The following is a 14690-nucleotide window of genomic DNA, read 5'->3' as shown; positions in this document are numbered from 1 at the left end:
TGACACCAGAATAAACGCAAGTTAGCGTCACAGAACAACACGAAAAATCGTGAACAGTTTCGGACGCGGGATGGAGCAGTCTGGTAGCTCGTCGGGCTCATAACCCGAAGGTCGTAGGTTCAAATCCTGCTCCCGCAACCACATTCAAAGCCCCGATATCTATCGGGGCTTTTTTGTTTTCAGCCCCAAACCACCTACTTCAGTAGATGGTTATCATTCATGGAAGGGCTTTGCCCGTATAACAACCCATGATAAATCTCTCTTTGATTTTTAGCGAAGTCAAACAGGAAATTAACTTGAGTAGATACGAGCGAGCATCGCACGTGTTTTGGCGATGTCAATATCACATAGTTTGGACGCCGAAGTATAGGTTTAGGATATTAAAGAATAAGCTAAGTAAGGACGTGTATAGATTTATTCATTTCTATTGCGAGCAACTCGGTTGCATAGTAATGGAGTTGAATGTGCAGATAGACCACGTCACTTGGTCGTCAAAATCCCACCGAAGCTCTGAATATCAAATTTGATGGGTGCTTTAAAGGGCAAAATAGCACTGAAGTTTTTTTAAAATATCCCCATTTGAGAAAGAATAAAATGTGGGGCAACCACTTTTGGCAAAGAGGTTACTTTGTTGATTCAGAAGGAGTTAACGAAGAAATTATAAGACGATATGTTGGTCACCAAGAGAAGGTTGAGAGACAAGAGTAAGCTCAGCTCGCCCTTGACTAGAGGCCCCCTTTTAGGGGGGTAACGTAAAGCCACCTTCATTAGAAGGTGGATTCTTTACTTGTGCTGATGTTTAGACAGGCTGGGCCCTATTAGACTTTATACCCAACGCCATAAACGGCCTGTATTAACTCCTCGCCTTGTGCTGCGTCAGACAGTTTCTGTCTTAAATTCTTCATATGGCTATCTATCGTTCTGGCACTTACTATACGCTGGTCTGTGTAACAAGTATCCATGAGCTGATCGCGTGAAAGCACTCTGCCTGGTTTTTTAATTAAGGCCGTTAATAATCGAAATTCTATGGGGGTTAGCGCTAGTTCTTTTCCATTCACAATACACTGATGAAGAGCGGGTGTGACTTTAATATTTTTGAAGCACAGGCAGTGTTCATTTGTGTTGCTGAATTGATGTGTTCGACGCAAAATAGTTGTTACTCTTGCGACTACCTCTCTTGCTGAAAATGGCTTGCAGACATAATCATCAGCACCAAACCCTAATCCCATCAAACGATCGATTTCTTCAACCCTGGCTGTAAGCATTAGTATTGGGATATTTGAGAACTGTCTGATTTCTTTGCAGATAGTCAAGCCATCTTTACCTGGAAGCATGACATCCAAAATTATAAAATCCGGAGGGGACTGTTTGACCAGATCAACAACAAGAAGACCATCTGCGATCACTTCGGTTGAGTAGTCGTGCATACCCAGAAAATCCACCAAAATTTGAGCAATTTTAGGTTCGTCTTCCACGATTAAAACGCGTGCAGTGTAAGACATTATTTTACTTTAACCCGAGGTATATAAATTGAAATTGTGATACCGCCATATTGACTGGGCTCAACAAAGATGTCTCCTTGGTGAGCAGTTACGATGTTTTTACAAATCGATAAACCCAATCCTGCACCACTACCTGTGCGCGTTCGGGCCTGGTCGGTTCTAAAAAGGGGATCAAATAGTCTGGCATAGTGCTCTGGTTCAACAGCTGGTGCACTATCTTCTATTTGAATTTGAATACTATCGCCTACAGAGGTAATCGAAACATAAACAACCCCTGGACTGTTGGTATAAAGAACGGCATTGTTTATCAAGTTGAGGAAGAGTTGCGATAGGCGAGTTGGATCGGCGCGTCCGCTGATATTTGGTGTAATAGCCAGGTTGAACTGAATTTTTTTATCGTTGCATTGTGGAATAAACATCTCACAGGTTTGTTGTAATAAATCACTGAAACTGACTTCTGAGTAGTGGTAAGCTAATCCTCCCACATTTGATAACGATAACTGATAAAGATCATTTATCAAGTGCTCCAGCAAAGATATCTCCTGCTTAAGTGACTTGAGATTTGACTGATTGAAAGGTCTTATCCCTGCTTCCAATGCCTCTATTTCACCTTTAAGCACAGTCAGGGGGGTGCGTAATTCGTGCGAGACACAGGCAAACCATTCATTCTTGGTTTCACGTGTTTTGTCCAATGTATCCGCTAATAGCTCAATATGTTGGGTCAGCTGGCCTATTTCATTCTTTACTACCGGCGATTTATCAATTTTATAATCACCATTATTCAGTTGTGTAATTTTACTGTGTATTAGTCGGATAGGTTTTACTAGCTGTGAAGTTAACACTGCGGCAACTAAAGATGCTAACAGTAAGCAGGCCAGTCCAATAATCAAGCTGTTTTGTAATTGCCCAGCCATAAATTTATTGGCAACTGTGTTTGCGGAAACAGGAGACGGCCAACTTCGTAATTCAGCTATTTGGGTACCATTAAATGAGTTAGGGTAGGAGAATTCGTGACGCTGTTCGCCTTGCCAGAGGGAGCCCGAAATTACGGTGCCGTCTATGGCAAGTAATGCTGTTGGTGGCGAATCTTGAGGGCGGACTGACCTTCCTTGTTCTCGTTTTCGAGGTGGTGGAGGGCGCCCTTGTCTGGGCGGACGTGATGGTAAAGCGAGCTGATCAAGCGTCTGGAATGACAAGAAATCCCAACTTTCATTATTGTTCTGATAGTCAGCAACCAATGACTCGGCTAACGCTCGCATACGCGTCTGCTCTAGCTCAGCAATGAAATCCAAGAACCCTTGCTGAAAGCTCCATCGTACCAGTATCAGGGTGACAATTAGAATGCAGGCCGTCAAGCCGATCAGAGTTAAGAATAATTTTACTGTAATTTTCATGTTGTGATACTAGCCAAATTAAGGCGGTTGCACCATAAGCAGCAATTGAATCCGGCGTAATTGCAACAAATCTCCATCAAATCTGCACATTTCAAGATTAGTCTTACACATCAAACAAAGACCAATTGAGGACTTTTATCAATGAAACCGATTATTCTCTGTATAGCATCGTGCGCTTTATTGAGTATTAACTGTTACAGCCAAAGCCAGGAGCGCGAGCACCCGCAACGCAACCCGCCTAAAGAAGCAATTGAAGCCTGTGCAAATAGCGCGGAAAACGAGGTTGTTACCTTCAAAGGTCGCCGTGGTGAGGAACTGACTGCTGTTTGTCGTTTGGTTGAAAATCAGCTTGTTGCAGTACCTGAGCATCATAAGCAACTGACAAGTAATGAACAGTAAAAGGGTGAACGATGAATAATTATCAAACAAACACACGATTATTTGTTTATGCTGGTTTAATTGGATTGCTGGCAGGCTGCGGCGGTGCTTCTTTCAATGACGATACAGCGACAGATTCTGCATTAACAGAACAAACATCTAATACATCATGTGACAATCCGGCTACGTCGTTACCTGCGATTTTCCTGGAATTTAATACCTCACCAAATGTAACCGCGGTGCTGTCAGATAATGGCTGTTATGTCACTCTTGAAGCAAACGGAAAGCCTAATCACACTTCCTCTTATTGGGATGCTGGAAACGCGAGTGGTCTGTATATTGAACCTGAAGCCCCTACTTTATTTGAACAAAAAAGGTCCCCAGGTGATATAGAAGACTATATTAATGTATTTCAGTTGACTGTACCCATTGAACCTGAGTTAGCAAACTCCCCGTCAGCAACTCCACTTGGGCCAATTGGCATTGCCATCAGTGGCGCACCAATATTCAATGATTCAGAGGGCAACGGTGACGTATCTCTGGGAGTGATTCAGGGTTTCGACCGAAACGGTGCGCATACCGGGCCGCAAACTTATCACTATCACATTGAACCTAAGGCAATTTCATATGATGACGATAGCTTGATTGGTCTTTTGTCAGATGGCTTTTTTATTTACGGACGACGTTGCTTTTCTACCGTGGATTATCCTACTGACCTGGACGAGTCAAATGGTCATGTTGCAGTAACCCAATATACCGGTTCAACAAATGACGATGCCATATACCACTATCACGTGTCAGCTGAGCGCTATTTAAATGGCGATTATTACCTTATTTTTCCGGCAACTTTCAAGGTACACCTAATGGTGTTAACTGATGCGTAGCAAGGTTATTGGCCCCTTCGTTGCCTTTGTGCTTTTTATAGTTTTACTCTGTTGTGTGAAGGTCAAGGATACGCCGTCGCAAATTGCAGTTACGGCTATTTCAGTTAATGCACAAGGGTTAAGAGTATTAAGTAATGAACCTTACACAGGAGAAGTGGTTAGCAGGTATTCAAACGGCGTCGTAGCGGCCATCGAACAATTTGAAGATGGCCGACGTCATGGGGCTTTTCGTCAATGGTTTAATACCGGCGAGCTTGCTTTTGAATCATTCTATCAATCCGGTCACCGGGAAGGCTATACCCGAAGCTGGTGGTTCAATGGAAATCTCCGTTCTGAAACCTACTATATAAATGGAGTCGCAAACGGTGAGGCAAGATCCTGGTATCGAAGTGGTATGCCTTTTAAACGATTCAATTATGTTGAAGGGCAACCTAGCGGATTGCAGCAGGGATGGCGGGAAAACGGCAAACTCTTTAGTAATTTTGAGTATAGAAATGGGCGTATTTTTGGACTCAGAAAAGCAAATACATGCGTAGGATTAGAAAATGAAGATATTTCTGTTGATTATTACCGCACTCAGTCTGGCGATAGTGAGTCTTGATGTAAAAAGTGAGGAGTTGCCCTTTTATCAAGATCCCTCTTTTGAACCTTATTGGTTATCTGATGGCATGGTGGATATTCAATCTGTACACCAAATTCCACCTTTTAGTTTTACCGATCAAAGTGGTAACACGATTACTGACAGCGACTTTAAAAACAAAATTTATGTGGCGGGATTTTTCTTTAGTACCTGTCCGGGGATTTGCCCGGCGATTCGCTCTAAACTCATCAAGGTTCAACAGGCTTTCAGCAATGATGACAAGGTAAAGATCGTTCAGCATTCAATTCGTCCAACAACGGACACCATTGAGATTTTACAGGCATATGCAGTTAAAAATGGTATTAATAATGAACAGTGGTATTTACTAACTGGAGACCAGGAGGCAATTTACCGAATTGCGAAACAAGCTTATTTTGCCAGCGAAGATTTGGGAAATGTTCAAAAAAATCAAGACTTTTTGCATACAGAAAGTTTGTTATTAATTGACCAGAATAAACATATTCGCGGTATATATAACGGATTAAATTCTGCTTCAGTTGACTACTTAATTAAAGACATACATACCTTGAGGCATAACTTAGTTGATTAGGATTGACTAAAAAACATTACTCAAAGAATACTGCGGTTCTTGTGTTCATCACAGAAAGAACATTTTGTGGTGAATTGGTGGGAGGGTTTTTTGCATGTTATTGTTTTAAAGGAAATATTTAAGTTTAGATTTTTGAGCCTAACTGTATGTTATTTTGACAGAATTTGATTGACTTTATAGGTGTTAATAGGCACGCTGCCAAATACATATTTCAGCGCTATTTATAATTGTTTATACAATTAGCCGCATATTCGTTTCCTCAGGATGGGGTCGAAGAGGCATTCAGCAGTACCATAAGGCATGCGGTTATGAATAACATCCTGTCCCTGTTCAACATCCCCGAATCCTCACTGGTTTTAACCGGAGAGTACGAACCATTTTTGGTTCTTGTATCAATTAGTATCGCTGTTTTTGCCTCTTTTATGGGATTCCAGGTTGCTACTCAGGCAAGCTCAGCCGGTACACCAATGGCAAAACGCCTGCTGTTAATGGTAGGGGCCATTGCTCAGGGAGTGGGTATTTGGTCGATGCACTTTGTTGGCATGCTCGCATTTGAATTGTGCACTTCCGTAAGTTATGACTGGCACATTACGTTAATATCGATGTTACCAGGGATTGGTGCGGCCTGGGTTGCGTTGCGTTTCCTCACAACCAATACTGTTGCGCCACTGCAAATAGCATTGGGTGGCGTGTTAGTCGGCGCGGGTATTGGCGCTATGCATTATATTGGTATGGCCGCTATGGAAATGGCGCCATTGCTAAAATACGACTCAGCGATTTTTGCGCTGTCGATAGTGGTAGCGGTACTACTGGCCATGTTGTCGTTGTGGGTTCGCAATGGGCTGCACAAAATTATTCGAACGCGTTTGTCCAAAACGAATGTCAATATACTGGCCGGAATCGTAATGGGGGTTGCTATCTCCGGAATGCACTACACTGGCATGGCCGCTGCGCGATTTGTTAGCCCTCCCGGTTTAAATCTAGTGCCCCAGGATTCTGAAGTCTCAGTATTTATGGCTGCAGTCATTACCTTTATTGCCACTATGGTTATTGCACTGGTACTGGGCATTAGCCTGTTAGCGAAGTATAAAGACATAACCAAAATTGCCAATGCCAATGAAAAACGATTAACCGGTCTGATGGACAGCGCGGTTGAAGGGGTACTCACCGTCAATTCGAAAGGGATTGTGATATCTGCTAACCCTTCTGTTACGCGTATTCTTGGTTGGAAACGCGAGCAACTCATTGGTGAAGACGTCACTAAAATTGTCCCGGAGAACAGGCGTCACCTGTACAGCAAGAATTTTTTCAGTCACGTGCAGGAGCCGAAGAACGAGAAACTGATTGGAAGTAGCAGGGATGTGCTAGCACTGGACGTAAACCTACGCCCAATTCCAGTGAGAGTGAGCTTGTCTCACACTGAGATCGATAACGAGCCGTTTTTTATCTTATTTCTATCTGACATCCGCGAGCGGTTGGCAATGGAAAAAGCGGTGAAAGATAACGAAGAAAAGTTCCGTTCATTAATTGCCAATATTCCTGGTATTGCCTATCGCTGTTTGAATGATACTACCTGGCCTATGGTGTTCATTAGTAATGCAGTAGAAAAAATAACCGGATACAGCGCAAAAGATTTCTTGCTACCAGAACCCAAAATCAGTTTCAGCGACTTATTCCACCCCGACGATATTCCACTCATTGAAGCGGCTATCGCTGATCAGCAGGAATATACCATGGAATATCGGATTATTGCCCGCGATGGGTATACCCGATGGTTGCGGGAACATGGTCGGTTTATCCGAAATGACAATAACGAAATCGTCTGGTTGGACGGATTTATTATGGATATTACCGACCGGCGTAAAATGGAAAATGAATTGGTTGTTGCCAAGGATGTGGCCGAGCAAGCCGCTGCTTCACGTGCTGCATTCCTGGCGAATATGAGCCACGAAATTCGTACACCAATGAATGCTGTTATTGGCTTCAGTGACATCCTGCTGGATACCCCACTTAATACTGAACAGCACAAGCATGTGTCCACCATAAACCGTTCTGCGCGTTCGTTACTGCACTTGCTAAACGATATTCTGGACAGTGCCAAACTGGATAAAGGCAAGCTGGAACTGGAATACAACGACTTTATTCTTAGTGATGAAATCGATACTGTGATTTCCACTTTTTGGCTGGAAGCAAAGCGCAAAGGTCTGGACTTGCAGGTTGATTTGTCTGGTGATCTGGCAAGTGCTTATAACGGCGCGCCAGAGCGTGTACGTCAGGTATTGAATAATCTTGTGGGCAATGCTGTAAAGTTCACCGAAAGGGGCAGCGTTTCACTTGTTGTTAAACCTGCTGAAACGGGTGGCGTGAGGTTTGTTATTTCTGATACAGGGATTGGTATGTCGGCCGCTCAAGTGCACAAGGTATTTGACGCCTTTGCTCAGGCTGATGCCTCTATGTCCCGAAAATTCGGTGGAACAGGGCTGGGTACCACAATCAGCAAGCAGTTAGTTGAGCTGATGGGCGGTACTATCGAAGTAACCAGTGAAATCGATTCCGGCACTCAATTTGTCTTCACCTTGCCACTTAAACCTGTTGAATCCGCACAACAAATTAAACGTCTTCAGGCCATGGTACTGCCAAGTCTGGATGTGTTAATTGTTGACGACATTGAACAGAATATTGATTTACTTAAGTTGTTACTGGAGAGGGCGGGGCACAACGTCACTGTTGCCCAGGATGGACAGCAAGCTCTGCAACGAATGGCTGAGCAGCAATTTGATGTTGTGCTGATGGATTTACAGATGCCGGTAATGGACGGACTCACTGCGGCCAGTCAACGCCGGGAATTCGAACGCCAAAACGGACTCAAACCAACCCCGATTATTGCGCTAACCGCCAGTGTTTTAGCTCAGGATAAAAAATCTGCATCGGATGCCGGTATGGAAGGGTTTGCAAATAAGCCCATTGACTTTCCTCTGTTGTGTAACGAAATTGCCCGGGTACTGGGTATTCAAGGGTCCGCTCTGGCCACCAAGGCAGAACCTGCTGACGCGGCGTTAATTGATTGGTCGAGGGGCGAGAGTTTATGGGGCAGCCAGATAAAGCTCATTCATGAAATTAAACGTTTTCAGGTGGACTTTGCCAGTGAAAGAGCGCATTTTGACGAGCTGATTAACAATCAGGATTACATCGGTTTACGCTCGCTGGCACACCGTTTTAAAGGTGTTTCTGGAAACCTAGGGCTTATTCAGTTTATGCAAACCTGTAAGCTCCTGGAAAGTGCGAACAATGACGATGCTGATCTGAAAACCGCTCTTGCGCGTTTACTTGTGATTAGTGACGAGGTTAATCAGGCCATTTCTCACGTACAGGAATCTGCCGCTGAACATGCCAGTCAGGTAAATCTGCAAGAATTGAAGTTGGTACTGTGTCAGTTGCTGGATGGCGTAAAGCACAACCGTGTTGACGAAACTGAACTTGTTGCGTTGGCAGCGTTTAAGCAGAGTCAGTATGCCAGTGAAATTCAGGCTATACTGGATGCAATAGATGACTTTGAATTTGAACAAGCCATTACACTGCTCTGTGAACTGATTGAAAAATTAAACGGATAGAAGTAATGCAAAAAACGGCCTCTAAACCTACGTTATTGCTGGTTGATGATGAACCAGCAAACCTGCGCGTACTCAAGCATGTACTGGGTGAAAAATACAGTTTGGTTTACGCCAAAAATGGCGTTGAAGCGCTGCGTGTTGCACAAACCCAACTACCAGACCTGATATTACTCGACATTATGATGCCCGGTATGACCGGCTTCGAAGTGTGTAAGGAACTCAAGCGCGAACTCATCACCCGCGCCATTCCGGTTATTTTTGTAACCGCACTCAGCGATGAGCAGGATGAAGCCGAAGGTTTTGCGGTCGGCGGTGTCGATTACATCACTAAACCTATCTCACCTGCGGTTGTGCAAGCCCGAGTGAACACGCACTTGTCGCTGGTGCAGGCTGACGAACTCAAGCGCACCCGACTACAGGTTGTGCAGCGTTTAGGACGTGCTTCCGAATACAAAGATAATGAAACCGGTATGCATGTACTGAGAATGAGTCATTATTCCAAAGTATTGGCGCTCGCGTACGGCTTCTCGGAACAACAAGCAGAAACGCTGTTGCATGCTGCCCCAATGCACGATATTGGTAAAATCGGTATCCCCGACCATATTATGCTCAAGCCGGGCAAACTCACGGAAGAGGAATTTGAGGTCATGAAAACACATCCTCAAATTGGCGCAGAAATATTAGGTGAAGCCGATTCTGATTTATTGCGCATTGCTAAATCTGTTGCACTGACTCACCATGAAAAATGGGACGGCTCTGGCTACCCGAATGGCTTAAAAGCGGAAGATATTCCGATTGAAGGCCGGATTGTGGCAATCGCCGACGTGTTTGATGCCCTCACCAGTAAACGTCCTTATAAAGAAGCCTGGTCGGTAGAAAAAACGATGGATCTGATTAAACGCGAGTCCGGCGTGCATTTCGAACCTAAACTGGTTGAGTTGCTGGAAGCTAACCTGCCTGCCATTCTGGAAATCAAAGAGCGCTGGAAGGAAGAGTAAACTGATTTGCACGCAACAGTGGTACTTTGACGTTGCTGTAGAATATATATTCAGCAGAAGGCAGTATGTTGGTTGATATGTTGGCAGACAGGCAGTATAATGCGCAGCAGAAATAGGTATCGAATAGCAGATTTGCATACTCAGATACCATTCCGGTTACATCAGCAAGAAAGATTACCGATGTAACTTTGCCTAATGACGGCAAACTGGGACCGAATTTTTTTAGCAAGAAGCCCCGATTATCGGGGCTTTTTGTTACTGCGGTGTCAGGCACAACGCGATATCTGTAACAAGGTATCAGGACATTGGGCGTAATGCCCTTTTTTCGTTTTTGGAGGTTAGGATTGTCAAAGCTAGAACAGCACTTAACGGAGATGTTAACTCCGGCTGTAGAGGCACTGGGATTTGAGTTACTGGGCGTTGAGTTTGTGCGCGCAGGAAAACACTCAATCCTACGGGTATACATTGATCACGAAAATGGCATAAACGTTGACGACTGCGCGGATGTGAGTTTTCAGGTCAGTGCAATACTCGACGTTGAGGATCCGATTAACACTGAGTACAACTTAGAAGTTTCATCACCAGGCATGGACCGGCCGCTGTTTACCGAACAGCACTATGCCAAAGTGGTGGGCGAAATCGTCGCTGTCAAAATGGCTTTGCCTTTGGATAACCGACGCAATTTTAAAGGGAAATTACTTGCGTGCGAAAACGGTACGCTCACAGTCGAGATCGACGGGCAGCAATATTCGTTACCTGTTGGTGGGATTGAAAAAGGTAATTTGGTTCCAACATTCGAATAATAACGAAATGAGACCTGCTTCCCGGTCGGGAATGCAACCAGTGAGGCAAAGATGAATAAAGAAATTTTGTTAGTGGCAGAAGCCGTTTCTAATGAAAAACAAGTGCCCAGAGAGAAGATTTTTGAGGCCTTAGAATATGCCATTGCAAGTGCCACGAAAAAGAAAAACGAAGGCGAAATTGAAGTCCGTGTAAGCATTCATCGCGACACCGGTGACTTCGATACATTCCGTCGCTGGCGTGTTATTCCTGACGATCAGCCACAGGAAAACCCATTTGCGGAAATGACATTATCGGCGGCTCAAATTGACGAGCCAGAGATTCAGATTGGCGATTACGTAGAAGAGCAAATTGAATCTATTGCCTTCGACCGCATTACCACGCAAACCGCGAAGCAAGTGATCGTACAAAAAGTACGTGAAGCTGAGCGTGCACAAATGATTGCGGAATACGAAGATAAAGTAGGCGAACTGGTAACCGGTACGGTTAAAAAAGTGAACCGTGATAACATTATTATCGACCTGGGTAACAACGCTGAAGGCGTTATTTACCGCGATGATATGCTGCCGCGTGAAACGTTCCGTCCAGGTGACCGTGTACGCGGTTTGCTTTACGTCATTCGCCCGGAAGCCCGCGGAGCGCAGTTGTTTGTGAGCCGTACCCACCCTGAGATGCTGGTTGAGTTATTCCGTTTGGAAGTGCCGGAAATCGCAGAAGAAACGCTGGAAATTAAATCAGCTGCCCGTGATCCGGGTTCTCGCGCCAAGATTGCAGTGAAAACCAACGATAAACGCCTTGACCCTGTAGGGGCTTGCGTAGGTATGCGTGGCTCACGTGTTCAGGCGGTGTCGGGTGAACTGGGTGGTGAGCGTGTTGATATCGTATTGTGGGACGAAAACCCGGCTCAATTCGTTATTAACGCTATGGCTCCAGCTGAAGTGGCGTCAATTGTTGTAGACGAAGACAGCCACACCATGGATGTTGCGGTAGAAGCCGACAACCTGGCGCAAGCTATTGGCCGGAGTGGCCAGAACGTGCGGTTGGCAAGCCAGCTGACCGGTTGGGAACTCAACGTAATGACAGTTGATGATCTCAATAAGAAGCACGAAGAAGAAAATGCCAAGGTACTGGGTACCTTTGTGGATGGTTTGGACATCGATGAAGATTTCGCTTCTTTGCTGGTAGATGAAGGGTTTACCACACTGGAAGAAGTTGCTTATGTTCCTGCTAGTGAACTACTGGCAATCGAAGGACTGGACGAAGATACGGTAGAAGAGCTGCGCAACCGCGCTCGCGCCGCACTGACCACAAAAGCGCTGGCAAACGAAGAATCTCTGGAAGGGTCTGAGCCAACTGAAGAGTTGCTGAACCTGGAAGGCATGGAAAGACATGTTGCATTCGTGCTGGCAAGTAAAGGTATTACAGACCTGGAAGCTCTGGCAGAGCAAGGTACTGATGATATCTGTGAATTAGAAGGACTGGACGAAGAGAAAGCGGGTGAGTTGATCATGGCCGCGCGAAATAAAGTCTGGTTCAACGAAGAGTAAGGTCGACAAGGGGAAAAACGCGTAATGGCAGATGTATCCATTGAAAAACTCGCCAGTGATATCGGGACAAGCGTTGACCGGTTAGTCAGTCAGTTTAGCGATGCTGGCATTAATAAAGCAGCCGGCGACAGCGTAACTGAAGATGAAAAGCGTAAACTGTTAGATCATCTAAGCAAACAGCACGGCGGTGCCGGTTCAGGTGAGCCGACACGAATGACACTGAAACGCAAGACAACCAGCACGTTAAGTGTGGGTAAGTCTAAAGAAGTGAAAGTAGAAGTGCGCAAGAAGCGTACTTATGTGAAGCGTACCGATCTGGAAGAGCAGCGTTTAGCTGAAGAAGAGGCGCGTCGTAAGGAAGAAGAAGCGCGTCTGAAGCGTGAAGCAGAAGAGCGGGCAGCAGAAGAAGCCCGTTTGGCAGCAGAAGAAAAAGCACGCAAAGCAGAAGACGCGCGTAAAGCAGCAGAAGAAGAGAAAGTGCGTCGTGCCGAGCGAGCCAAACAGGAAGCGGAAGCACGCAAAGCTGCAGAATCTGAAATGACGCTGGAAGAGCGTCAGGAACAGGAAGCTGCTCGTCAGGAAGAAGAGCGCCTGCGTAAACAGCAGGAAGAAGAAGCGCAACGCAAGCTTGAAGAAGAAGCCCGTAAAGCGGCAGAAGAAGCCCGCAGACTGGCTGAAGAGAACGAGCGTCGCTGGAAAGAAGAAGAAGAGCGTCGTAAGAAAGAAGAAGCGGAAGAAGTGCACATGCACTCTAACCGTTATGCTCAGGAAGCTGAAGACGAAGAAGATATGCAGGTTGAGCGTTCCTCTCGTCGTCGTAAGAAGCCGAAAAAGAATGCAAGTGAAAGCCTGAAACAGGGCTTTAACAAGCCAGCTGCACCGGTTGAGCGTGTAGTTAAGCTGGGCGAAACCATTACGGTTGGCGAACTGGCAAGCCGTCTTGCAATTAAGGTGCAGGAAGTCATTAAGACCATGATGAAGATGGGCGAAATGGCAACCATTAACCAGGTATTGGATCAGGATACTGCGGTATTGGTGGTGGAAGAGCTTGGTCACAAATACGAACTGGTTAACGACAACGCGCTTGAAGAAGAATTGCTGGCCGGTTCTGGTGCAGGTGAGAAAACAACACGTGCGCCGGTTGTTACTATCATGGGTCACGTTGACCATGGTAAGACGTCATTACTTGACTATATCCGCCGCGCTAAAGTAGCAGCGGGTGAGGCTGGCGGTATTACCCAGCATATCGGTGCATACAGTGTAGAAACCAAACTGGGCAAGATCACCTTCCTGGATACGCCTGGACACGCGGCATTTACAGCAATGCGTGCCCGTGGTGCAACTGCTACGGATATCGTAATTCTGGTTGTGGCAGCCGATGACGGTGTAATGCCACAAACTAAAGAAGCCGTTCAGCACAGCCGTGCAGCCGGTGTGCCGCTGATTGTTGCTGTTAACAAAATGGATAAAGAAACCGCCGATCCGGATCGCGTAAAAACTGAGCTTTCTCAGTTAGAAGTTATCTCGGAAGAATGGGGTGGTGAGAATCAGTTTGTTAACGTATCGGCGAAAACCGGTTTAGGTATTGATGAATTGCTGGAAGCTATTTCACTGCAAGCTGAAGTACTTGATTTGAAAGCTACGCCAAACGGTCCTGGTCGAGGTATTGTTATTGAATCGCGTCTTGATAAAGGCCGTGGTCCAATCGCTTCTGTGCTGGTACAGGAAGGTGAAGTGCGAGCGGGTGATATCCTGCTGTGTGGTGAAGAATACGGCCGCGTTCGTGCGATGCGCGACGAAAACGGAAACGACGTAAAAGTAGCTGGTCCGTCTACACCTGTTGAGATCCTGGGTCTGTCAGGTGTGCCGGTAGCAGGTGAAGATGCATTGGTAGTACAAGACGAGCGTAAAGCGCGTGAAGTGGCTGGCAAGCGTCATCAGAAGAAGCGCGAGCTTAAACTGGCTCGTCAGCAGAAGGCGAAACTGGAAAACATGTTTGCGAACATGGAAGCCGGTGATGTGAGCGAACTGAACGTGGTATTGAAAGCTGACGTACAGGGCTCTGTTGAAGCGATTTCTGAATCACTCATCAAGCTGTCTACCAGTGAAGTTAAAGTGAATATCGTTGGTAGCGGTGTAGGTGGTATCACCGAAACTGATGCAAGCTTAGCGGCTGCATCAAGTGCTATTGTCGTGGGCTTTAACGTTCGTGCGGATGCAACTGCCCGTAAAGTGATCGAAGCGGAAGAAATTGACCTGCGTTATTACAGCGTTATCTATGATCTGATTGACGAAGTGAAAGCGGCCATGAGTGGTATGCTTGCACCAGAATTCAAGCAGGAAATCATTGGTCTTGCAGAAGTACGTGACGTATTTAAGTCACCG

The 14690-nt window shown here is 45.7% G+C and carries 11 protein-coding genes, 1 tRNA gene and 1 pseudogene; 11 read left to right on the top strand and 2 right to left on the bottom strand.

The features are described from left to right. Positions 1 to 64: 64 nt before the first annotated feature. Positions 65 to 141: transfer RNA gene (locus ACLR2L_RS13240), tRNA-Met, on the top strand. A gap of 155 nt (positions 142 to 296) precedes the next feature. Next, positions 297 to 708 (top strand): annotated as a pseudogene (tnpA, locus tag ACLR2L_RS13235) (IS200/IS605 family transposase). A 110-nt stretch (positions 709 to 818) separates the two neighbouring features. Here the strand turns inward: tnpA and ACLR2L_RS13230 are convergent. Together ACLR2L_RS13230 and ACLR2L_RS13225 are read right to left on the bottom strand one after the other, a co-directional pair. After that, positions 819 to 1502, bottom strand: a complete 684-nt coding sequence (locus ACLR2L_RS13230; protein WP_413368654.1) for a response regulator — start codon at positions 1500 to 1502, stop codon at positions 819 to 821. Further along, a complete protein-coding gene (locus ACLR2L_RS13225; RefSeq protein ID WP_413368653.1) occupies positions 1502 to 2896 on the bottom strand; it encodes an ATP-binding protein in 1395 nt (464 codons plus the stop codon). Before ACLR2L_RS13225 ends, ACLR2L_RS13230 begins: the two co-directional genes overlap by 1 nt. 141 nt (positions 2897 to 3037) lie before the next feature. Here ACLR2L_RS13225 and ACLR2L_RS13220 point away from each other — a divergent pair, with 141 nt between their 5' ends. From ACLR2L_RS13220 to infB, 9 genes are all read left to right on the top strand, one after another. Continuing rightward, positions 3038 to 3295: a hypothetical protein gene (locus ACLR2L_RS13220; protein ID WP_413368652.1), complete on the top strand. Its 258-nt coding sequence runs from the start codon at positions 3038 to 3040 to the stop codon at positions 3293 to 3295. An 11-nt stretch (positions 3296 to 3306) separates the two neighbouring features. After that, a complete protein-coding gene (locus ACLR2L_RS13215) occupies positions 3307 to 4158 on the top strand; it encodes a YHYH protein (RefSeq protein WP_413368651.1) in 852 nt (283 codons plus the stop codon). After that, complete coding sequence (locus tag ACLR2L_RS13210) at positions 4151 to 4759, top strand: toxin-antitoxin system YwqK family antitoxin (RefSeq protein ID WP_413368650.1); 609 nt, start codon at positions 4151 to 4153, stop codon at positions 4757 to 4759. Before ACLR2L_RS13215 ends, ACLR2L_RS13210 begins: the two co-directional genes overlap by 8 nt. After that, on the top strand, positions 4704 to 5348 hold the full coding sequence (locus ACLR2L_RS13205) for an SCO family protein (RefSeq protein WP_413368649.1): 645 nt from the start codon (positions 4704 to 4706) through the stop codon (positions 5346 to 5348). Before ACLR2L_RS13210 ends, ACLR2L_RS13205 begins: the two co-directional genes overlap by 56 nt. Before the next feature lie 308 nt (positions 5349 to 5656). Next, a complete protein-coding gene (locus ACLR2L_RS13200) occupies positions 5657 to 8959 on the top strand; it encodes an MHYT domain-containing protein (RefSeq protein ID WP_413368648.1) in 3303 nt (1100 codons plus the stop codon). A gap of 5 nt (positions 8960 to 8964) precedes the next feature. Next, positions 8965 to 9957 (top strand): two-component system response regulator, encoded by a 993-nt coding sequence (locus tag ACLR2L_RS13195; protein ID WP_413368647.1) that lies wholly within the window; start codon positions 8965 to 8967, stop codon positions 9955 to 9957. A 344-nt stretch (positions 9958 to 10301) separates the two neighbouring features. Beyond that, positions 10302 to 10760, top strand: a complete 459-nt coding sequence (rimP, locus tag ACLR2L_RS13190; protein WP_140956750.1) for a ribosome maturation factor RimP — start codon at positions 10302 to 10304, stop codon at positions 10758 to 10760. Between the two features lie 51 nt (positions 10761 to 10811). Next, positions 10812 to 12305 (top strand): transcription termination factor NusA, encoded by a 1494-nt coding sequence (nusA, locus tag ACLR2L_RS13185; protein ID WP_140956751.1) that lies wholly within the window; start codon positions 10812 to 10814, stop codon positions 12303 to 12305. Positions 12306 to 12329: 24 nt separating this feature from the next. Beyond that, positions 12330 to 14690 (top strand): translation initiation factor IF-2 (infB, locus tag ACLR2L_RS13180; protein WP_413368646.1); only part of this gene is annotated, 2361 nt, incomplete at its 3' end.

Origin of the sequence: Alteromonas sp. AMM-1 (assembly GCF_047290655.1) — a bacterium.
In the GTDB taxonomy this organism is placed as follows: domain Bacteria; phylum Pseudomonadota; class Gammaproteobacteria; order Enterobacterales; family Alteromonadaceae; genus Alteromonas; species Alteromonas mangrovi.
Note: the sequence above shows the minus strand (reverse complement) of the source record. Positions and strands in the feature narration are given on the sequence as shown.